The organism is Nonomuraea turkmeniaca, assembly GCF_005889735.1.
Taxonomy (GTDB): Bacteria; Actinomycetota; Actinomycetes; order Streptosporangiales; family Streptosporangiaceae; genus Nonomuraea; species Nonomuraea turkmeniaca.
On the sequence record NZ_VCKY01000087.1, the window covers coordinates 1 to 19,529 of the forward strand.

General features: G+C 67.7%; 22 protein-coding genes. 7 read left to right on the plus strand and 15 right to left on the minus strand.

Translation table 11 applies throughout. The features are described from left to right. From ETD86_RS60150 to ETD86_RS24670, 4 genes are all read right to left on the minus strand, one after another. Positions 1 to 146, minus strand: a 146-nt coding sequence (locus ETD86_RS60150; RefSeq protein ID WP_211370281.1) for a nitronate monooxygenase, incomplete at its 3' end; no start/stop codon positions are given. Between the two features lie 54 nt (positions 147 to 200). Next, positions 201 to 722 (minus strand): hypothetical protein, encoded by a 522-nt coding sequence (locus ETD86_RS24660; RefSeq protein WP_138668534.1) that lies wholly within the window; start codon positions 720 to 722, stop codon positions 201 to 203. A gap of 120 nt (positions 723 to 842) precedes the next feature. Further along, positions 843 to 1,340: an MBL fold metallo-hydrolase gene (locus ETD86_RS24665; protein ID WP_342779303.1), complete on the minus strand. Its 498-nt coding sequence runs from the start codon at positions 1,338 to 1,340 to the stop codon at positions 843 to 845. A gap of 142 nt (positions 1,341 to 1,482) precedes the next feature. Further along, entirely contained in the window at positions 1,483 to 3,093 is a 1,611-nt protein-coding gene (locus ETD86_RS24670; protein WP_170223249.1) for an FG-GAP-like repeat-containing protein, read from the minus strand. Between the two features lie 606 nt (positions 3,094 to 3,699). Here ETD86_RS24670 and ETD86_RS57175 point away from each other — a divergent pair. Next, a complete protein-coding gene (locus tag ETD86_RS57175; protein ID WP_246148119.1) occupies positions 3,700 to 4,452 on the plus strand; it encodes a RidA family protein in 753 nt (250 codons plus the stop codon). Positions 4,453 to 4,549: 97 nt separating this feature from the next. Continuing rightward, positions 4,550 to 5,116 carry a TetR/AcrR family transcriptional regulator gene (locus ETD86_RS24680; RefSeq protein WP_138668536.1) on the plus strand — a complete coding sequence of 189 codons (567 nt, stop codon included), beginning with the start codon at positions 4,550 to 4,552 and terminating at the stop codon, positions 5,114 to 5,116. A gap of 191 nt (positions 5,117 to 5,307) precedes the next feature. On the opposite strand, the gene ETD86_RS24685 is transcribed toward ETD86_RS24680, so the two are convergent. Next, on the minus strand, positions 5,308 to 6,528 hold the full coding sequence (locus ETD86_RS24685; RefSeq protein WP_138668537.1) for a riboflavin synthase: 1,221 nt from the start codon (positions 6,526 to 6,528) through the stop codon (positions 5,308 to 5,310). 503 nt (positions 6,529 to 7,031) lie between these two features. Between ETD86_RS24685 and ETD86_RS24690 the strand changes: the two genes are divergently transcribed. Genes ETD86_RS24690 through ETD86_RS24710 form a run of 5 tightly spaced genes read left to right on the plus strand, consistent with a single transcriptional unit; the run spans position 7,032 to position 10,798 of the window. Next, positions 7,032 to 7,559, plus strand: a complete 528-nt coding sequence (locus ETD86_RS24690) for a toxin-antitoxin system HicB family antitoxin (protein WP_138668538.1) — start codon at positions 7,032 to 7,034, stop codon at positions 7,557 to 7,559. Then, a complete protein-coding gene (locus ETD86_RS24695) occupies positions 7,559 to 8,497 on the plus strand; it encodes a DUF4097 family beta strand repeat-containing protein (RefSeq protein WP_246148120.1) in 939 nt (312 codons plus the stop codon). Before ETD86_RS24690 ends, ETD86_RS24695 begins: the two co-directional genes overlap by 1 nt. Positions 8,498 to 8,514: 17 nt before the next feature. Continuing rightward, positions 8,515 to 9,480, plus strand: coding sequence for an ATP-binding cassette domain-containing protein (locus ETD86_RS24700; RefSeq protein WP_138668539.1), 966 nt, complete (start codon positions 8,515 to 8,517; stop codon positions 9,478 to 9,480). After that, complete coding sequence (locus ETD86_RS24705; RefSeq protein WP_138668540.1) at positions 9,477 to 10,280, plus strand: ABC transporter permease; 804 nt, start codon at positions 9,477 to 9,479, stop codon at positions 10,278 to 10,280. Before ETD86_RS24700 ends, ETD86_RS24705 begins: the two co-directional genes overlap by 4 nt. Beyond that, positions 10,277 to 10,798 (plus strand): DUF1707 SHOCT-like domain-containing protein, encoded by a 522-nt coding sequence (locus ETD86_RS24710; protein WP_138668541.1) that lies wholly within the window; start codon positions 10,277 to 10,279, stop codon positions 10,796 to 10,798. Before ETD86_RS24705 ends, ETD86_RS24710 begins: the two co-directional genes overlap by 4 nt. Positions 10,799 to 10,847: 49 nt before the next feature. Here the strand turns inward: ETD86_RS24710 and ETD86_RS24715 are convergent, their stop codons facing one another. The 10 genes from ETD86_RS24715 to ETD86_RS24760 all read right to left on the minus strand — a co-directional run bounded on the left by ETD86_RS24715 (position 10,848) and on the right by ETD86_RS24760 (position 19,417). Next, the gene (locus ETD86_RS24715; RefSeq protein WP_211370279.1) at positions 10,848 to 11,246 is read right to left on the minus strand and encodes a hypothetical protein; all 399 of its coding nucleotides are present in this window, start codon (positions 11,244 to 11,246) and stop codon (positions 10,848 to 10,850) included. A 347-nt stretch (positions 11,247 to 11,593) separates the two neighbouring features. Next, positions 11,594 to 12,841 carry a formamidase gene (gene fmdA / locus ETD86_RS24720; RefSeq protein ID WP_138668566.1) on the minus strand — a complete coding sequence of 416 codons (1,248 nt, stop codon included), beginning with the start codon at positions 12,839 to 12,841 and terminating at the stop codon, positions 11,594 to 11,596. Positions 12,842 to 12,922: 81 nt separating this feature from the next. Then, complete coding sequence (locus ETD86_RS24725; RefSeq protein ID WP_138668543.1) at positions 12,923 to 13,588, minus strand: AmiS/UreI family transporter; 666 nt, start codon at positions 13,586 to 13,588, stop codon at positions 12,923 to 12,925. A gap of 82 nt (positions 13,589 to 13,670) precedes the next feature. Next, entirely contained in the window at positions 13,671 to 13,946 is a 276-nt protein-coding gene (locus tag ETD86_RS60155; RefSeq protein ID WP_138668544.1) for an FmdB family zinc ribbon protein, read from the minus strand. A gap of 290 nt (positions 13,947 to 14,236) precedes the next feature. Then, a complete protein-coding gene (locus ETD86_RS24735; protein ID WP_138668545.1) occupies positions 14,237 to 14,443 on the minus strand; it encodes a hypothetical protein in 207 nt (68 codons plus the stop codon). A gap of 170 nt (positions 14,444 to 14,613) precedes the next feature. Then, a complete protein-coding gene (locus ETD86_RS24740) occupies positions 14,614 to 15,297 on the minus strand; it encodes a DUF899 domain-containing protein (protein ID WP_170223250.1) in 684 nt (227 codons plus the stop codon). A gap of 88 nt (positions 15,298 to 15,385) precedes the next feature. Then, positions 15,386 to 15,730, minus strand: coding sequence for an ArsR/SmtB family transcription factor (locus tag ETD86_RS24745; RefSeq protein ID WP_138668547.1), 345 nt, complete (start codon positions 15,728 to 15,730; stop codon positions 15,386 to 15,388). Continuing rightward, positions 15,720 to 16,151: an SRPBCC domain-containing protein gene (locus ETD86_RS24750; RefSeq protein WP_138668548.1), complete on the minus strand. Its 432-nt coding sequence runs from the start codon at positions 16,149 to 16,151 to the stop codon at positions 15,720 to 15,722. Before ETD86_RS24750 ends, ETD86_RS24745 begins: the two co-directional genes overlap by 11 nt. 460 nt (positions 16,152 to 16,611) lie before the next feature. Continuing rightward, positions 16,612 to 18,069 carry an RICIN domain-containing protein gene (locus tag ETD86_RS24755; protein WP_138668549.1) on the minus strand — a complete coding sequence of 486 codons (1,458 nt, stop codon included), beginning with the start codon at positions 18,067 to 18,069 and terminating at the stop codon, positions 16,612 to 16,614. A gap of 442 nt (positions 18,070 to 18,511) precedes the next feature. Further along, on the minus strand, positions 18,512 to 19,417 hold the full coding sequence (locus tag ETD86_RS24760; protein ID WP_138668550.1) for an LLM class flavin-dependent oxidoreductase: 906 nt from the start codon (positions 19,415 to 19,417) through the stop codon (positions 18,512 to 18,514). Positions 19,418 to 19,529: the final 112 nt, after the last annotated feature.

Sequence of the window (19,529 nt, forward strand, 5' to 3'; positions counted from 1 at the left end):
AGATGTGTATAGAGACAGAGCAACCCCAGCCCGCCGCCGCGAGAGACAGCCGCCGCCAGCGCACCACCAGCCGACCCGCCCATCGGCGCCAGCGCAATCGGGTGCCGCACGCCGAACAACTTCGTGAATGTCGTCGACAATCCCATTCTCCATTACCCTTACGCTCGTAGATCACTTGCCTGGACCCGCGGCCATCATGCTTATGTCGAGCTGACGGCGCCAATGGAGTCCATCGCCGCCTGGCGCATGCGGTCCGTCTTGCTCCCCGGCTGGTCACTGATCAGCCCGTAGGCCGCGAGCTCGGGCAACGTGACGACCTCGCCGAACGCTCCCCAGTGGCCGTTGGTGATCTGGCGTAGAAGAACCCAGACGCGGTGCGCCTCGATCATGATGCTCTCGGTGCCCTCCGCGGCCAGAACCGCCGCGGTGACGCGCTTGACGAGCTTGTCGCGGCCCCGCTCCGCCAGCGGCCCGAACACGCCGGGTGCGCCTTCGGGGATCGTGATGGTCACGCGATAGATCGGTTTCGGATGGCGCTCACCGCCGACGAACACGTCCTGCTCGTTGACGAAGCACCAGGCCAGCGCCTGCATGTGCGCGACGTCTCCGAAGCGGGCGAGCGGCGCGGCCTCCAGTTCGAGTGCGAGCGTCGACAGCTCGGCGGCAAGCCGCTGCTTGGCGGCATCGTCCAACGCGCCCTTGGTGGTGGTGAGTTCGATCATCGGCACGACAGGTCCTCCGTGGGGTTGTGGTCGTAACGTGCTAGCTCTACGGGGTCGTGGGCGCAGAACACCTCAACCCGAGAGTGGTACGAGGTGCGAAGCTCGCGCAGCCGGATCACGTTAGGCCCGTGTCCACAGCCACACCGGAGTGCCCACGGCTGTGCCCGGCGAGGGGAATCGGCAAGATCTCCGGAGGCAGGCCGGTGAGCCCGCGTACCGCCGCGAAGCCGAACCATCGCGGGCATGCAGGTGCACCGTCGCCCACGGAAAGTCGCTGATCCCGCCGGTGTGATCGGGGTCGAGGTGGGTGAGCACGATATGCCGCACGTCGGTCGGCTGATAACCGAGCCGGATCACCTGACGCACCGCACTCTCGCGGGGGTCGAGCTCGGGTCGGGTCAACCGGAGGAACCGCCGGCCCAGGGAGCCGACCGGGTCCTCGGCATCACGCGTGCCGAATCCGGTGTCGATCAGAACCAGGCTCTGGCCGGTCTCAACGAGCAGGCAGTGGCAGACGAGGGTCGCCGCCGTGAACAGCCCACCGGTTCCGTTGGTCAGGCGTCGGCTGGCGGGGTGCATGGTTCCACAGTTGAGGTGGTGTACCCGTATGGCTCCCATGGCTGCATCATCAAGGTATTAAGTACTTACTTACAATACCTGAAAGAGTGACATAGATCTCAGGGCCGCAAGGATGGGCGGCCTTGAACGACGGTTTCCGGCCCCTCGCCTGGAGGGGCCGGAAGGAAACGAGCGAGGTGGGTCAGTTGGCGACGGCCAGGCGGGTGATGGCGTTCCAGCCGGTGCCGATCGTGACCTTGGTGGCGATGTTCGGGGCGCCGGGGGTGCCCTTGTTCAGGTAGGCGTACAGGCTGCCGTCGGTGTGCCGGCCGATCACATCGGTCTTGCCGTCGTTGTCGAGGTCGGCGACGGTGAACCGGTTGATGGCGTTCCAGCCGGTGCCGATCAGCACCTTGGTGGCGATGTTCGGCGCACCGGCGGTGCCCTTGTTGAGGTAGGCGTACAAGGTGCCGTCGGAGGCGCGGGCCGTCACGTCGGTCTTGCCGTCGTTGTCGAGGTCGGCGACGCTGATCAGGCTCATCCGGTCCCAGCCCGTACCGATCGTGACCTTGGTGGCGATGTTCGGCGCACCCGCGACGCCCTTGTTCAGGTAGGCGTACAAGGTGCCGTCGCTGTGCCGCCCGATCACATCGACCTTGCCGTCATTGTCGAGGTCAGCGATGTTGACGTGGGTGATGGCGTTCCAGCCGGTGCCGATCGTGACCTTGGTGGCGATGTTCGGCGCACCCGCGACGCCCTTGTTCAGGTAGGTGTACAAGGTGCCGTCGTTGTGCCGGCCGATCACATCGACCTTGCCGTCGTTGTCGATGTCGGCGATGTTGACGCGGCTGATGACATTCCAGCCCGTACCGATCAGCACCCGATTGTTGACGTTGACGGCACCCACGCTGCTGGCGTTCAAAAACGCATACAACTCCCCGTCCGACCTACGCCCGACCAGATCCGACCTGCCGTCGTTGTCGACGTCAGCCACCGAGATACGCGTGATACCGGTCCAGCCACTACCGATGTCCACACCCCTGCCGGCCACCCCCGGCACACCCGGCGACCCCGTCCCCAGATAGGCACGCAACGTGCCATCCGCCAACGTCCCCACCAGATCCGGCCGGCCATCCCCATCGAAGTCGACCGCCTCACCCGTCGCATCCTCCGGCTCGGCAGGAACCTCAGGTGTGATCCCGACCGGGGCGCTGTAGCCCACGATGTCGACGTCCCCGCGGGAGTAGCTCTTCGCCCTGGTCTCGTTGCCGCTGTTGCCCTCGATGGTGGTGATCGTGCTCGAGTTGGCCGACGTGACGATGCCGACATGGTCGATGTCGCCGCTCTGGTCCCAGTCGAAGACCACGGCGTCACCGGGCAGCGGGGTGTAGCCGCTGGCCGCCCTGGTGTGCCAGGTGCCGTACGTGGTCCCGTAGTCCTTGAAGGAGCTGGCCCATCCCGTCAGGACACCGTCGCTCGTTTCAGGGATGTCCGCGTAGGTGACGCCTGCCGCCCGCCATACGTACTTGGAGAAGTCGGCGCACCAGTCGCTGTTCCGGAACTGGACACCATCCCCGGACCCACATCCGCTCGACTCCTTCCACGTCCGGAAGACACCGGTGTAGTAGTTGCAGTTGCTGCCGGCGGGCCGCTCGACGTTGCGCTGGCCGTCCGCCAGCTCTCTTTCCGCGATAGCCACGATGCCGCTCCGCGTCGCCGCGATGGCCGGTGTGGCGGTCAGCGCCACCATGGCGGCCGCCGGCACGGCTAAGGTGACAGAGCTCGCGATCAGGCGGACAAGGGATCCTCTCAAGGCGCTCCCCCTTCTTGACGGCTTTGGGGGAAGCATGGTCATGAAGTCTGTAGAAATCCTCAAGGCGTTGGAACGCCGTCTGTGGCAGGAGTGCCGCGCAGGCTCGGTGGGAGGAGGATCCCTCCCCGTCAGAGAGCAAGGAGCAACCAGAGCGCCCCGTACTGCGTTGCGCATGGCGAGGACCTCCGAGCTTCCGTCGGCCAGGAAAGCCCTGGAGATTCAATGGAGTTTCGGCTGCTCGGGGATACGGCGGATCCCTCACGCTGTAATCGGCTGTAAACGCGTTTACAGCCCTTTTGGAGGACGCGTCCAGCGTCCTGGGCATCGCCCTGCCGCTCACGCCTGGCGCGCGCAGGAATCCGGCGCGACGGACACCAGCCGGTTGCCCAGCAGCACGATCTGGCCGTCGAGGTGCTCGTCCGGCTCGAACAGGATGAGCCGCGCGTCTCCCCGCCGCCCCAGCTCGACGGCCGCGAACCGCCAATGCCGCGCTCGCCGCGAAGGGGCCGGCGAAGTGCTGAGTCGCGGGGCCCTCGCGTCTCCGGAGCCGAGGACTGGGAGCTGTTCGCGGTGTACGTTCTTCGCATGGCTGGACGACGGGCAATCGTGAGCGGCTCCCCGTTCGAGCCGGCGATCGGCTACGCACATGCTGTCGTCGACGACGACTGGGTGCACGTGTCGGGCACAACCGGGTTCGACTACGCGACCATGACCATCTCGGCCGACGTGGTCGAGCAGGCCGAGCAATGTGTCCGCAACATCGAGGCGGCGTTGGCACAGGCCGGCAGTTCGCTCGCCGACGTGGTGCGGGTGCGCTACCTGTTGCCCGACCGCGATGACTTCGAGCCGTGCTGGCCGGTGCTGCGCCGGCATTTCGCGTCGGTCCAACCGGCTGCCACCATGATGGTCTGCGGACTCGCCGATCCGCGCATGAAGATCGAGATAGAGGTGTACGCGCGGCGAAGAACGACCGGCGCCGATGACGCGACGGCGGAGGTGCACGCCACCTACGAGCGGTATCTGCAGGCCTTCATCGAGGGCGACCTCCCCGGCATCGACGCAGTGGTGGCCTATCCGCTGGCGCACATCGGCGAGGCCGAGGTCCGGATGTACGATGCCTTCCCGATCGATCCGGCCGACCTGAAGCGGACCAAAGCTTGGCACACGACCGTGAACTCCCGGTTCGAGGTTGTCGCGCTGTCGCCGGTCAAGGCGCATGTGGTGCTCTACCGAGGGGACCGCATCCGCAAGGACGGCTCGCTGATCGAGACGGTCTCGGGCTTCTACGCGTTCAAGCGGACGGCCGACGGCTGGAAGCTCTATGCGATCTCGGACGTGCTCAATCCGGCGAAGGCCTGACCCTGTGGGTACGGAAATCCCGGAGGTGCCGGGCCAGCAACATCGTGCGACCGGCGCCACTCTTGTTAGTAAGTAGTTACTATGTGATGCTTGGGGCATGGAAACGAGGCGCAGTACCGCGGAACAACGACGCGCGGAGGCCATCGCGGCCGGCATGCGTGTCTTCGCCGACCACGGGCTGACGACATCGTCGATCCAGCAGGTCGCGAACGAGATCGGGGTGTCGCAGCCGTACGTGTTCCGGCTGTTCGGCAGCAAGCATGCGTTCTTCCTGGCCTGCCTCGACGAGATGGAACGTCAGATACGTGAGCTCTTCCGGCGGGCCGCGGCGACGTCTCCCGCCGACCCGTGGCCCGCGATGCGTGCCGGCTTCCGTGAGCTGCTCGCCGGTGGGGTCATCACCGGCCTGTGGTTGCAGGCGTGCGCCACGGCACGCAGGGACGAGGCGGTGGCGGCGCGCTGCCGCTCCGTCATCTCGGGGATTCTGGAAGAGACCGCGCGGCTGACGGACGCGGGATCGGACGACTTGGCGCGGGGCCTCGCGGACGGCGCACTCGTGGTGATGTTGCAGGCAGTCGGGGTGGACCTGGCCGGTGGGAGTCTGGCCGCCATCGACTCTCTGCGCGCGGACAGCTCGACAAGCGCCTCTCCGCACCACGGGTGATCATCGCATCGGCTCACGTTCGCGGCTGGGCGGCCCGAACCAGGCCGACCACCGAGGCGCCCGCCACGGAGGGGGCCTCCGATGGCGGGCCGGGATCTCGATGAGGTCGTCGATCCCCGTGCTGGAGTGCCTGAGCTGGAGGTACCCCCGAAGAAGCGGGGGTCACCACAAAGGGACACGGCCCGCTGTGGTCACAGGTGCTTTCTGAGATCGGCCACATCCAGCAGGGGCAGCCCCCAGCGCAGGGCGGCGATCTCCAGGTCGGCGGCCTGCGCCATGGTCCCATCGGGGTTCATGACCTCGCAGCACACTCCGACGGGCGGCAACCCGGCCGCCACACACAGGGCGACGGTGGCCTCGGTGTGACCGGCGCGTTCGGAGAGCCCTCCAGGGCGCGCGGCGAGCGGGAAGACGTGTCCTGGCCGCAGGAAGTCGGCCGGCCTGGCGTCCGGGTGTGCCAGGCGGCGCACGGTCGCGGCGCGTTCGGCGGCCGACACTCCGGTGCCGGTCCCGGTGGCCAGATCAACGGGGATGTGCGGGCGGGTGCCGTGCCGGTCTCCGGGACCGGGGACGGGGTCGATCTCCAGCCGGCCCAGCACCTCCGGAGCGCACGGCACGGTCGAATGGCCGCATACCTGGGTGAGCAGGAAGGTGAACGCCTCCGGGCGCAGACGCGCACCCGCGAACACCACGTCACCTTCGCCTTCCCGGTCCGGATCCCAGATCACCACGGCTCCTCCAGCGGCGACCTGCGCGAGTGCCCGCTGCACGCCGCGCCCGCCGGAGAGCCTTCCGGCCCACGGAAGTGCCGCCACCACGTCGGTCACCGCCTGCGCCAGGTCGGGCAGCCGGCGCCGTACCAGGCGGACGACCAGGTCGGGTTCCAGGTTCACCCGATCGCCGGCAGACAGCTCCGACAGCGTGGTGGCCTGGAGAGTCAGCGGGATCAGCGCCACCGAGAACCGGTCGCGGGACACCTCCGCGACGGTCAGGCTCACGCCGTCGACCGCGATCTGACCCTTCGCGACGATCAGCGGGAGGAAACGCTCGGGCGGTTTGATCCACAAGCGCTGCGCGGCTCCCTCGTCATCGATGCGCACGATCTTGCCCACGGCGTCCACGTTGCCCTGTACCAGGTGGCCGGTGAGCGGGTCACCCAGTGTCAGAGGAGTCTCCACGTTGACCCGGGTGCCCGGCCGGACCCGGTCGAGGGTCGATCTGCGCCGGGTGTCGGCCGAAAGCCCGGCTTCCAGCACCTCCGCCTCGTGCGCGGCCTTGAGGACGGTCAGGCCAACGCCGTTCAGGCAGATCGAACCCGGCGCGCCCCCGGCGGCCTTGGGAGCGTTGACCGCGATGCGCGCCTCGTCGACGGCCACCACCGTGCCGATTTCCTGGACATTGCCGGTGAACATGCGACACCACCTCTCTACAGCAGGAGGACCAGCCTCACCGCACGGAGAATCAGGGGCCCCAACAGGCCCGAGAGGTGGCGGGGTATCACCGCGTGGCCCGGAATCGCACCGAGTCGTCCCGCCGAAGCCGACGGAACCGGCGGGCTGTCACCGCCGCACCTTGGAATCGCACCTATCACCGTTTTATCACTCACCACCCGATAGATCAAAGATCGCCGATGAATCGGGGTCCCGCTCGGATACGAGTCGGCCATGCGCACGGTGGCGAACCGATACGACATCAGCACGGTGATGGCGCCGTGCGCGGCGGCGGCGCCATCGGCAAAGGTGGCCTGAGAGTTCCGCGACCACCCTCAAGGGCATGCCACAGGCCCGGCAGAGCGGACCTCGTTGCGGGGCGCATCCCGAAGGACGTCAGCCTCAAACAGCGTGACGCCTCCATGACGTCACTCTGTTCTGTTCACCGGGTTGATATGACGTCACCATGATGTCATAGTGGCGTCATGGACCTTGCGCCGTACGTCGATCACCTTCGCCGCGAACTCGCGGTTGCCGCCGCCGCGGGCGGCGAGGAAGCTCGCGCGGTGGGCGAGCGGCTCGCCGCGACGCTCGAGTCGGCCACCCGCCTCGCGCTGCTGGAGGCTCTGTCCGCTGCTGCGGACGAAATCACCCACGACCTCGCACCGGGCTCGGTCGAGGTGCGCTTGCGCGGCCGCGACCCCGGTTTCGTCGTGACGCCACCGCTGGTCGGCGGGTCTTTCGAAGAAGAGGGCGAACGAGGGAGATCGTCCAGCCCGCCGCCCGCGCCACCGCCGGACAGCGATGAGGGCGGTACGTCCCGGATCTCCCTCCGGGTCCCCGAGCACCTCAAGCCGCGCATCGAGGAGGCCGCCGCCCGAGACGGGTTGTCGGTCAACGCCTGGCTGGTCCGCGCCGTCTCGGCCGCGCTCGACTCCGGCGAGTCGGGCCGCCGCTCCGGCAGGGGCGCGGCCCAGCAGACCGGCAAGCGCTACAGCGGCTGGGTGCGCTGATGACCACGCCAATCCACGACGAGGGGACCACAATGCCGACCTTCGACACCCCAGACCCCATCGTCGTCATCGTCGACATGGCGACCGCCACCATCCACATCAACGCGAGCGACCGCGCCGACACCGTCGTCGAGGTGCGCCCGAGCGACGAGTTCGACGACGCCGACGTGCAGGCCGCTCTGCACACCCAGATCGAGTATGCCGACGGCAGGCTCCGGGTGTGGGCGGACAAGGACTGGGCCGCTTCGACGTCCGGCTGGGGCCTCTCGCTCGACAAGCTCGTGGCGTCGCCCGCGGACTGGGCGCGTTCACTGCTAGGCCGGAGCGGCTCGGTCCATGTGACGATCGACCTGCCGGCCGGCTCCCACCTGGACGCCAAGGCTGGGGCGAGTTTGCGCGGCAGGGGGCCGCTCGGCGAGGTGGCATTCACCACCTCGTACGGCGACATCCGGGTGGAACAGGCCGGCCGGCTGCGGCTGAAGACCACCTACGGCGACATCTCGGTCACCCGCTCGTCCGGACACGCCGAGGTCACCACGACCCACGGCGACATCCGCATCGGCGAGATCGACGGCACAGCGGTGGTCAAGAACTCCCATGGAGACCTCCGCCTCGGCGAGGTCACCGGCGACCTGCGGCTGAACACCGCCCACGGCGACATCACCGTCGACCGCGCCCTGGCCGGCGTGGCCGTCAAGACCGCCTACGGCAGCGTGCGGATCGACGAGGTGGTGTCCGGCTCGGTCGTCATGGAGACGACTGGCGGCGGGCTGGATCTCGGCATCCGCCAGGGCACCGCCGCCTGGCTGGACGTGAGCTCGAAGTACGGCACCGTGGACGTCGCTCTGCACTCCAGCGACGGCCCCGGCCAGTCCGACGAGGTCGTCGAGGTACGGGCGCACACCGCCTACGGCGACATCGCCATCCACCGTTCCTGACAAACCAAGGAGAGTTCATGCCTGACGCGATCGTGGCCGAGGGTCTGGCCAAGAGGTACGGCGACGTGGTCGCCCTCGACGGTATGGACCTGTCGGTCCCCGCCGGCACAGTGTTCGGACTGCTCGGCCCGAACGGCGCCGGCAAGACCACCACCGTGCGCATCCTGACCACACTGCTGAAACCGGACGCCGGCCGGGCCACCGTGGCCGGGTTCGACGTCGTCCGCGACGCCGGCCGGCTGCGTGGCCACATCGGCGCATCCGGCCAGTACGCCGCCGTCGACGACCACCTCACCGGCGCCGAGAACCTGGAAATGGTCGGCCGCCTCTACCACCTGGGCGTCAAGCGCAGCCGGCAGCGCGCCCGCGAGCTGCTGGAGCGCTTCGACCTGACGGAGGCGGCCGACCGCCCGGTGCAGGGCTACTCGGGAGGCATGCGGCGACGGCTCGACCTGGCCGGCGCGCTGGTCGCCAACCCGCCCGTGCTGTTCCTCGACGAGCCCACCACCGGCCTGGACCCGCGAGCCCGAGCGAGCTTGTGGGACGTCATCTCTGAGCTCGTCGCGGAGGGCACGACGGTGCTGCTCACCACCCAGTACATGGAGGAGGCCGACCGGCTCGCCGACCGCATCGCGGTGGTCGACCACGGACACGTGATCGCGCTCGGCACCGCCGACGAGCTCAAGGACCAGGTCGGCGGCGACCGGATCGAGCTGTCGGTGACGAGCGCGGCGGACCTGGAGACCGCCACGCGGACGCTGGCGCCGCTGGCCGTAGGGGACCTGCAGAGCGATGCCACCACTTTGCAGGTGACGATCCCGGTCGCCGGCGGCGCCGCCGCACTGACCAAGGCGCTCGGCCACCTGGCCGCCGAGCGGATCACCGTACGCGATGCCGGTCTGCGCCGGCCCACCCTGGACGACGTGTTCCTGACCCTCACGGGACACCAGGCCGACGAGAAGACCAAGGAGACCGTCCGATGAACACCCTGCAATTGGCTGTCGCCGACGGCATGACGATTGCCAAGCGCAACGCCTTGAAGATCCGGCGGGCCCCCGATCTGCTGGGCGGCGTGGTCATGCTGCCGATCGTGTTCGTGCTGCTGTTCACCTACATCTTCGGCAGCATGATCAACCTGCCCGGCATGTCGTACGGGGAATACCTGCTCCCCGGGATCTTCGTCATGACGATCGTCACGAGCGGGCAGATCACCGGCTACACGCTGACGCAGGACCTGCAGAAGGGCATCTTCGACCGGTTCCGCACATTGCCGATGTCCCCCTCGGCGGTGCTGACCGGCCAGACCGTCAGTGACGTGATCATGAACCTGACCAGCATGACCACGATGGCGCTCGTCGGGCTGGTCGTCGGCTGGCGCATCCACACCTCGCCGTTCGAGGCCGCCCTGGGGTTCCTGATGCTGATGGTGTTCGCCTACGCCTTCTCCTGGGTGACGGCGACGGTCGCGCTGGCCCTGCGCACGCCCGAGGCCTTCAACAACGTGGCCACCATCCTGTCGTTCCCCCTGACCTTCCTGTCCAACGCTTTCGTCGACAGCGCGCGCCTGCCCGGACCGCTGAAGCCGATCGCCGAATGGAATCCGGTCTCCACGCTCGTCCAGGCCGCGCGCGAGCTGTTCGGGAACGTCAGCCCGGCCATGCCCGCGCCCACCGCCTGGCCGCTGCAGCACGCGGTGCCGGTGTCCTTCGCGTGGTCGGTCGTGCTGCTGGTCGTGTTCGTGCCGCTGGCCACGCGGCTGTACAAGAGAGCCGTCAGTCGATGAACCACGCTGCGGCACACCTCACCGACCGGGATCGTGACAGCGCGGTGGAGCTGGTCCAGCAGGCGTACGCGGACGGCCGGCTCAACCCGGCCGAGCTGGAGCAACGACTCGAACTGGCGCTCACCGCCACCTCCGCCCAGGAGCTGGAACCGATCGTGGGCGACCTGCCGCCGGCCGAGGTGGTCCGGCTCGGGTCCACCGGCGGGCGCGTCGTGCGAACGGGCGACTGGGACGTCCCGCGCCGCCTGCGCATCGACTCCGAGTACGGCAGAGTGCGGCTCGACCTGTCCCAGGCCCTCATCCGGCATCCGCGGATCGACATCGAGCTGTGGCTCACGTACGGCGGGGGCGTGATCATCCTGCCCGCGGGCGCGAGCGCGAACGCCGACGGGGTGCGAACCGGATGGGGCAGCGTGATCTTCAAGCCAGCGGGCCGCCGGCGTCCAGGCGGGCTGCACGTCCAGATCACCGGAGAGCTCGCCTACGGCCGCCTGACCATCCGCAACTCGCGCAAGTGAGGCGACAGAGCCGGTCCGGGCCGGCTCGCCAGGTCACCGGAAGACGGTGTCAGGGGGTGCCGCCGATGGCGCAGGCCCGGCACGGGGGCTGTCCACAGGTGCACTGCATGATGGCGTCGAGGACGTTGTGGTCGTGGTACAGGCATTGGTCCCGGCAGGTGTGGCGCGGAATGAAGCCCGCCTGGATCTCGTCAGGCCACGGCTCCTCGCCCTCGCGACAGCGGACGAACTGCTCGGGATCCTCCGAGTGCAGTCCGTGCATGCGTGCCCGGGCCTGGGTCTCGAGCAGCCGGGCCTCCGCCGCCATGGTCGTGAGCTGGGTCGCGAGAGCGGAGTATCGGTCGTCGCCGGTGCGTACGTGAGCAGCACGCAGCGCCATCATCGCGTTGCCCAGGAATCGGCTGGCGTCCTGGAGGTCGGTGGTGTGGTGCATTTGCAGGCCTGTCACGCTTCGGACCCACACGGCGTCGTTGTTCATTGCCGCCTCTACTCGTGGAGGTTTGTCCCCATTTGTCGCTAAAGCGAGGATAAGCGGATATTTGCCGCTTCTTGCACACGGCGGGTCGCGTCCGGCGGTTGACAGAGCGACGGCGCTCATTGGGGACGGGACGCTGAGCCACTGGTCAGGGCCGCTTGTCGCGGTCGACGAGGCGCGTGGGTCAATCAGTTCAGTGGCAGGTCAGGAGCACGGGCACTTGGCGAAAATTTTGCCAGAGGTTGGGGCGCCGCCACGTGAAAGGCCCTGCCTCGGCCTCCTTCCAGGCAGGGCCTCATGCTGTGGCGGTCACATGGTGGTCAACGCGTCACGGCGCACTGCCCGCGGTCCTTCCTGACCGGCCCCTCCGCGTTCGGACGGACGTCGAAGTCGAAGATCGCCGTGGGCAGGTAGAGCGAGCAGCAAGCGTTCGGGATGTCGACGATCCCACTGACGCGCCCCTCGATCGGGGCCGAGCCGAGCAGCAGGTACGCCTGCTCGCCGCTGTAGCCCCACCTCTTGAGGTACTCGATCGCGTTGAGGCAGGCCCTGCGGTAGGCCACCGTCGCGTCGAGATAGTAGTTCGTGCCGGTGTCGTGATCGACCGAGATCCCGATGAACGACAGGAACTCGGAGTACCGCGGCTCCACGTTGCCCGGCATGAAGACCGGGTTGGTGGTGATGCCGTACTTCTCCATGCCGCCCTTGATGAGGTCGACGTGGAAGTCGATGTAGCCGCCCATCTCGATCGCGCCGCAGAACGTGATCTCGCCGTCGCCCTGACTGAAGTGCAGATCACCTCCGGAGAACTTCGCGTCCTTCACGTGCACCGGGTAGAAGACCCGGGCCCCGCGGGTGAAGTTCTTGATGTCGTGGTTGCCGCCGTTCTCCCGAGCCGGAACGGTGCGGGCGCCCTCGTTGGCGATCCGCTCCATTACCTCGCCGCTTGCCGTGCCACCGAGGGCGCTCTGGGCCTGCGGTGGAAGGCCGAGCGGCGGCACCCGCTCCGGGTCGGTGTCGATGAGCGCCTGCTCCCGCCGATTCCAGGCCGCGAGCAGGTCCGCGGACGGCGCGGTGCCGAACAGCCCCGGGTGGGTGATGCCGGTGTACCGCACACCTGGCAGATGGCGCGATGTGGCGATCATGCCGTGGAAGTCCCAGATCGCCTTGTAAGCGTCAGGGAAGTAGTCGGTCAGGAAGCCACCGCCGTTCGCCTTGGCGAACACGCCGGTGTAACCCCACCCCTGGCCTGGCGCCTCCCCGACCTGCTGCGGCACGGGGCCGAGGTCGAGGATGTCGACGACCAGAAGATCTCCTGGTTCGGCTCCGTCGACGCCGATCGGCCCGCTCAGCATGTGGGTCGCGCTCAGGTCGACGTCCCGTACGTCGTTCGCGGAGTCGTTGTTGCCGATCTGTGCGTCGGTCCATTCTCTGCATTCGACCCGGAACTCGTCTCCCGGACGTACCATTTCCGCCACAGGAACGTCGGGGTGCCAGCGGTTGTGCCCCGGTATTTTCTGGTCGCGCATGGATTTCGATTGATCGACGCTGAATATGACGTTTGGCATCATGAATGCCTTTCTCTGATGGTGCGCCTCGGGCCTCGATGCGTTGCACCACCTCCTCTTTGACCGTCTGCGGTGCTCTTGTCAGGTCCAGCGGGGGCGATGCCGTCGATCACCCGCGCCCATCGCCTTTTCACTTGGGCTCGGCGTCGCCGCGACGTGTTCCCGCTCCCGCGTGAGCGGCCACAGGCCGGCGAAGACGACCACGCCGAAGACGGCGAGGATGACGGCGAAGAGACCGGGGTTCCGCCAATAGCCGGTGAGGATCAGGAACGCGGGAATCGCGGCGGTGATCCACCCCTGGATCGCCGTGACCCAGCCCGTGTACCTGGTGATCTCCTCGCGCTTCAGACCCAGCAGCACGAAGAAGAGGAACCACAGGAAGGCCCAGTAGAGCCAGATGACGCCGAACGCCGGATCGCCCAGGATTTGGAAGTTCGCGTACGAGTAGCCGAGCGCCATGATGGCCACGAACAGAGAGAAGTAGCCGACTCCCGTCGAGTCGAAATTGCCCAGCAGGTTGATCCCGATGTAGAGATAGGTGAACCCGAACAGATAGATCCCCGATGCGCCCAGAATCTCGGCCGGCCGGGTCTGGTTCGAGATGATCAGCACGGTGGGCGTGATGACCTGCAGGGCCCCGACGAAGAGGTTGAAGATGCCGGCCGCCCGTGGCTCGACCTTCTTCAGCAACATCATTCCGTTCAGGAAGAGCACGGCGCCGACGTAGAGGAGTCCGACAGCTCCCATCAGTGACTCACCTCCGCGAGCTTGTGATGATTGGTTCCCGATCGGCGACGCCGGCCCGGTCCACCCCGCGGCGAGAGCGCCGTCACGGCCTGGGCAGGCGCGACAGCGCAGGGTGGAGCGACTGCCGGCCCCGCTTGGGAGGCACGCTCGTGACGACCTCGGGCAGGTCCTGACTCTGCTCTGCGCGGACGCGCGCGGCAGCCACCGCAGCCGGCACCCTGTTCAGGTACGGCGAGGAGAAGACGCGCGGCGCCGGGCCGTGGCACACAGGACATTCGCTTGCCGTCGCGGCAGTGCCTATGGGCAGGCGCACCTCGAATCGTCCGCAATCAACGCAGCGATATTCATAAGTTGCCATGGAAATCCCCCCATGGTGACCTACGCCACATTTCCCAGAGAACTCCTGCGTCAACCAGGTGTCAAGGTGATCGTCATGACACGGAGGAGCGCCGGCTCAGGGTCGCACCGCCGTGAGAGACGGGAGATGCGTTCTCGCTACATGACACGGCCTTTAATGGTGGCGCCGAGGATTTTCCCGGCGCGGCGAGAGCTTTCCGGACCTTTGACGGTCCGCGCCACCGGTGACGAACTCGGGCCGGCGAGGTCGCGCTGACGCTCGATGCCGCCGCTGACAGACGGGTCAGCGGGTCAGTCGCGGGGCCGCCTCTTGGCCAATCCCCGGGCGCCGATGACGGCGACGACCAGAGCGATGACGATCACGACCGGGCCGATGATCGCCCAGGTGGTGACGCCGCTCATCGCGCTACCGCCGAGAACACCCAGCCCTTGCAACGTCCACACCGCCCCCATCAGGGCGAACAACACGCCGACGACGAGCAGGATCCATGCCTTCACCGCTGATCTCGCCTCTTCCCGGGAACGGTTACCGCTCAGTCTGGGCACCCATGGGCGAAGGGGCAAGCCTGTCGCGCGCCCAGTCGCAAAGTCCGGCTTCAGGACGCGGCACAACCATGCCCTGGCGCCGGACGACCGCGCGGCGGCGACCACTTGGCGAGTTCGGCCGGCTACTTCTGCGCCGAGTCGACCGCACCGTACTCGTCGTGCCAGTTCCACCACTCGTACGGCGGGGTCTGGGGATAGCCCTCGGGTGAGTCCTCCCACTCCTCCTGCCGTCCGAGCGCCGTCATGTCTAGGTAGCTCCAGGTGCTCCCGAGAGCCTCGTCGCCACGGTTGTTGATGAAGTACGTGCGGAACACCCTGTCGCCGTCGCGAATGAACGCGTTGGTGCCGTGCCACTGGTCCACACCGAAGTCGGCGTCGAACTCGTCGGTCAGGGTGTACCAGGGCATGGTCCAGCCCATCCGCGCCTTCACCCGCGCGATCTCCGGCTGGGGCGCACGCGAGACGAAGGCGAGCGTGGTGTCGCGGGCGTTCAGATGGGCGAGGTGGCCGACATGATCGGCCACCATGGAGCAGCCGACGCACGCGTGGTCGGGCCAGCCTTCCACGCCGGGATCGAAGAAGGCGCGGTAGACGATCAGCTGACGGCGGCCCTCGAACAGGTCCAGCAGGCTCGCCTTACCCGCGGGTCCGTCGAACTCGTAGTCTTTCTCCACCGCCATCCACGGCATCCGCCGGCGCTTCGCGGCCAGCGCGTCCCGGGCGCGGGTCAGCTCCTTTTCTTCGACGAGCAGCTGCTGGCGTGCTGCCTCCCACTCTTGCTGCGTGACGATCGAGGGTGTCTTCATGGTGATGTTCACCTTCCCGTTCAGATCCGTGCTCTCGCACTGACGGCGTTGTCCCCGGCTCGTACCCGAAGTTGTCGTCCACCACGAGCTAGTCCCCCTGAGCATCCCGATCGAGGTGATCCATCAACGCCTCCAACGGGCCGTCCCAGTCGCGGGCCAGCGCGGCCAGGAACTGCTGCGCCACTTGCATCGGCGCGGAACGCAGCCGGTAGCGCACCCGGCGCCGCTCCCCCGGCTCGGCCGTCACCAGGCCGGCCTCGGCCAGCAGCGCCAGGTGTTTGGCGATCGCCTGCCGCGTGATCGGCAGACGGCCCGCCAGGTCCGTGGCCGTGGCCGGGCCCTCTGAGGCCAGCGCGGCCAGTATGGCGCGCCGGCTCGGGTCGGCCAGGGCGATGAAGACCTGCTCGGCGATCGCCTCGATATCAGCCGCCATCGAGGTAGCCGGCCAGTTCGCCGAGCTCGCGTGCCCACCCCTGGACGTGGCCGTCGTACGCCTCGCCGTAGACATCATCTGGCAACTGGGCGAAACCGGTCTCGACCACCCGCAACCGCGTGCCCGCACCGGCCGGTTCGAGCGTGAACTCGACATAGGTACGGCGCGGATCGCCCTCAGGCAGCTCCTGGATCTGCCAGGTGAACCCGAACACCGTCGGCTCCTCCACCCGTTCCACGCGCATGTCGACCTTGGCCCCGCCGGCCCAGCTCATCCGGGCCGCCCCTCCCGGGCGCAGGTCGATCGCCGCCTCGTCACCGAACCAGGCGCCCAGCCCCTCGGCGGTGGTGAGCGCCGCCCACACCTTGTCCGGTGGGTGAGCGAGCTCCACGATCCGCTCGACGCGATCAGGGAAACCCATGACAACCTCTCACAAGTAGCAACCTTCCAGTTGCTACATTATGGCAACCGAACGATTGCGTCAACAGCCCCCGGACCCAAAGGCCACCCCCGGCGCCGCAGCACGAAGCCAGGTCGCGACGAGATCGGTGACCGAGCGAGTGTGTCCGGTCGGGAGCGGGGGGGTTGGTGCCAAAGGGCAGCAGTGGGCCGCGCCCGTCCATCGAGCGGATGGATGCGCGGGCGTGGCGAAACGCTGCCGATAGCCGCCGGAGTGACGCCGAAGCGGTGCCTGAACACCCAGTGGAGCGTCTCGACCGAGCCGAGACCGACCGAGTTCGATGGTCTTGAGCCCGTTGCCGGTGTGGACGAGTTGCCGGACCGCTGCGTCGACACGGACTGACTCGACGTAGTGCGCAGGTGTCACTCCGAGCTGCACGGACCGGGAGCCTGACGACGCCCCGGACACACCCGGGACCGGTTCAGGACTGTGTGCGGGACCACTGCTGGTGGGTGCCGTTGCCGCAGGTGTACTGCTGGATGTCGGCGCCGTCGGCCGTGGATGCGCCGGCGACGTCCAGGCACTTGCCGCTGTGACGGGCCCTGAGCTGGAAGTAGCTGCCCGTGGCCGCCCACTGCCACTGCTGGTTGGCACCGCCGCCACAGGTGTACTGGATGATGTTCGCCCCATCGGCCGTGGAAGCACCTGCCACGTCCAGGCACTTACCGCTGTTCTGGCTCACCAGCCGGTAGTAGCCGCCACCGGCGTCCTCGAACCGCCACTTCTGGTTGCCGCCGCCGTTCCACGGATACTGCTTCACTTCGGCGTTGTTCGCGGTCGAGGCGCTGACGACATCCATCACCCTGCCGCTGTGGCGGGCGGTGATCCGGTAGTAGGGAGTGGAGCCAGTGCCCGTGATGACGCCGGTGGCGGCGTCGATGGTGATCTGGGGGTACCAGGTGAGGCTCATGCTGGTGGTGGAGGGGAACGTGATCGGTAACCAGACGTACTGGGAATCGTTCACCGGCCCACCCCAGGCACCGGCCCAGCGGTCCCCCATGTACAGGTAACCAGTGGTCGACGAGCCCTGGATCGGCAGCACGTACGCCGGCTGGGAGCTGAACGTCGTGCCGTCGCCGACGTTGGTCCACCCGGTCCATGGGCCGGAGATGCTCGACGCGGTGGCGTATCGCGCCTGGTTCGGATTCCAGCCCGTAGCTCCCGACGTCAACAGGAAATAGACGTTGTCCCGTTTGAACATGGCCGGGGCTTCGCGGTGGGCGTCATTCCAGAAGTTGCCCACCAACGAGCTGACGTTCAGGTAGTCCGGCGTGAGCCGGTAGATGTGCAGGTCGTAGTTCTCATCCGCTGCCGAGATCATGTAAGCCGTGCCGTTGTCGTTGTAGAGCGTGATGTCCCTCGACATGTGCTGCCCCAGCGGGCGGAAGCTGCCGTGGTAGGTGTAGTCACCGTCCACGGTCGCCGAAGAGGCGACGGCGGCGCGCGCCTCGCTGTAGTTCGATCCGTTCTCCTTGTGCATCCACATGACGTATCTGCCGGTGGAGCTGTTGTAGATGACCTTCGGTCGCTCGATGTTGGCGACGTTGAGCTCGGCATGTGACGACTGGGTGAGCACGTTCCTGCGGAACTCCCAGTTCAGTAGGTCCGTGGACCGGTAGACCGAGACCGCGCGGAAGGTGTTGTCAGGATGGCGGTGCTCGCCGAACCAGTAGTAGTGGTCGCCCGACTTCAGCACGCCGCCGCCATGGGCATGCAGCACATTCCCGCTGGTGTCACGGAACTGGGTGCCGTTGGTGATGGTCACCGGAGCGGCGTGTGCCGGCGGCACGGCATGGACGACGACAGCACCAGCGAGCAGGACGGTGGCCGCGATCGCCCGGAACAGGCTCACGAGTTGCGCACATAACCCGATGGTCATGCTGATCCTCCGTTGGAGAGCTGGGATGCGCGGTCGGGCGGCGGTGCGCGACGATCCTTCGGCGGAGGGACACAACGGGCACCCTTCTACGAGGCAGATCGGAGACGGGTCGACGACCGGAGACGGAGGAACACGGAAGCGGTCCACGAAGATCAATGTTCGCGCTAACATTTCCGTGCCGACGTATGCCCCGGCGAGCCTGAGGATCTGACGAACATCCCGACGGGGCGATGACCATGGGATCGCGTTACCGTTTCTGACGCGAATGCTATGGCTCCCGGCAAGGTTGTCAAGACCCCAGTCAAGAGGCATCCGGATGTCCACGCTTCTGCCCTGCCCACGACCTCCGGTCCTGCAGCCGGCGCCGGTGCCGATCGTGCACCCGAGCGGCCGGTAGCCCTCTGGAACGGTGAACCCGGGAGCAGCGTGCGGCCGGTGGCCGCTACTTCGCGATCGCCTCGCGGACGGACGGGACGATCTCCTGGGCCCAGCGGGCCAGGACGGTGAGGTCTGGGGCGCCGTGGCCGGCGGAGAAGAGCGTGAAGCCCGACGCGCCGTGCTCCAGCACGGCTCCGGTCAGCTCCTCGACCCACTGGCCGACGGAGCCGCCGAGCCAGCGGCCGTCGCGGTCGCGCGTGGCGGGCAGCGGCCGGTCGGTGATGCGTCCGGGAAAGTTGAAGATCGTGCGGATCTCGCTCGGATCGCGGCCGACGGACGCCGCCGCTTCGTCGATGATGGGCCGGGATGCCCGGTAACGTTCGCTGAGCCAGTCGGCGGCGTGGCCGGGGATCCAGCCGTCGGCCACGCGGCCGGTGACGGCCAGGGATTTCGGGCCGACCGATCCGGTCCACACGGGCGGCGCGGCGACGGGAGCGGGCTCGATCTGGTGCACCTGGTAGTGGTTGCCCTGGTAGGTGACCGGCGGGCCGCCGCCCGACAGCAGCTTGACCAGGACGATCGCCTCCTCGAAGGCGTCCACGGCGTCGCCGGGCGTCAGCCGCGGCACGCCCATGTCGGCGATCCGATCCCACAACCCGCCCGCGCCCATGCCGAGCACGATCCGGCCGCCCGACAGCGCGGACAGCGACGTCACGGTCCTGGCCAGCATGGGAGCGGGCCGGGTCGGCAGGTTGGTGACGTTGGCGAAGCCGGCGATGTGCTGCGTACGTCCGAGGATGAAGCCGAGCGCGGCGTAGGCGTCCACGCGCCCGCCGATGTAGGGATGGTCTGACAAGGTGAAGAGGTCAAGCCCGTCCAGGTCGGCCTGCTGGGCCATGCGCAACAGCTCGGCTATGTGGTCAATGCCGGAATGTGCGCCAAAACCGAAGACGATGTTATGTCCGGACAATGTTCTGCCTTTCCCTGCAATTGCCTCGTGCGCACGGTTCGTGATCGTGCGGCTGTCTTGTTTCGGACGTTTCCGTCCCGGAGTTCATGGTGCCCAGGACGAGCCGGGACAC

What these genes read in the sequence shown, in the direction of transcription:
- ETD86_RS24740 (WP_170223250.1), bottom strand. Translation starts at nt 15,297, where the DNA reads ATGAAGACACCCTCGATCGTCACGCAGCAAGAGTGGGAGGCAGCACGC.
- ETD86_RS24725 (WP_138668543.1), bottom strand. Translation starts at nt 13,588, where the DNA reads ATGGGAGCTGTCGGACTCCTCTACGTCGGCGCCGTGCTCTTCCTGAAC.
- ETD86_RS24695 (WP_246148120.1), top strand. Translation starts at nt 7,559, where the DNA reads ATGACCACGCCAATCCACGACGAGGGGACCACAATGCCGACCTTCGAC.
- ETD86_RS24700 (WP_138668539.1), top strand. Translation starts at nt 8,515, where the DNA reads ATGCCTGACGCGATCGTGGCCGAGGGTCTGGCCAAGAGGTACGGCGAC.
- ETD86_RS24745 (WP_138668547.1), bottom strand. Translation starts at nt 15,730, where the DNA reads ATGGCGGCTGATATCGAGGCGATCGCCGAGCAGGTCTTCATCGCCCTG.
- ETD86_RS24685 (WP_138668537.1), bottom strand. Translation starts at nt 6,528, where the DNA reads ATGTTCACCGGCAATGTCCAGGAAATCGGCACGGTGGTGGCCGTCGAC.
- ETD86_RS24690 (WP_138668538.1), top strand. Translation starts at nt 7,032, where the DNA reads ATGGACCTTGCGCCGTACGTCGATCACCTTCGCCGCGAACTCGCGGTT.
- ETD86_RS24660 (WP_138668534.1), bottom strand. Translation starts at nt 722, where the DNA reads ATGATCGAACTCACCACCACCAAGGGCGCGTTGGACGATGCCGCCAAG.
- ETD86_RS24755 (WP_138668549.1), bottom strand. Translation starts at nt 18,069, where the DNA reads ATGACCATCGGGTTATGTGCGCAACTCGTGAGCCTGTTCCGGGCGATC.
- ETD86_RS60155 (WP_138668544.1), bottom strand. Translation starts at nt 13,946, where the DNA reads ATGGCAACTTATGAATATCGCTGCGTTGATTGCGGACGATTCGAGGTG.
- fmdA (WP_138668566.1), bottom strand. Translation starts at nt 12,841, where the DNA reads ATGCCAAACGTCATATTCAGCGTCGATCAATCGAAATCCATGCGCGAC.
- ETD86_RS24705 (WP_138668540.1), top strand. Translation starts at nt 9,477, where the DNA reads ATGAACACCCTGCAATTGGCTGTCGCCGACGGCATGACGATTGCCAAG.
- ETD86_RS24750 (WP_138668548.1), bottom strand. Translation starts at nt 16,151, where the DNA reads ATGGGTTTCCCTGATCGCGTCGAGCGGATCGTGGAGCTCGCTCACCCA.
- ETD86_RS24680 (WP_138668536.1), top strand. Translation starts at nt 4,550, where the DNA reads ATGGAAACGAGGCGCAGTACCGCGGAACAACGACGCGCGGAGGCCATC.
- ETD86_RS24665 (WP_342779303.1), bottom strand. Translation starts at nt 1,340, where the DNA reads ATGGGAGCCATACGGGTACACCACCTCAACTGTGGAACCATGCACCCC.
- ETD86_RS24710 (WP_138668541.1), top strand. Translation starts at nt 10,277, where the DNA reads ATGAACCACGCTGCGGCACACCTCACCGACCGGGATCGTGACAGCGCG.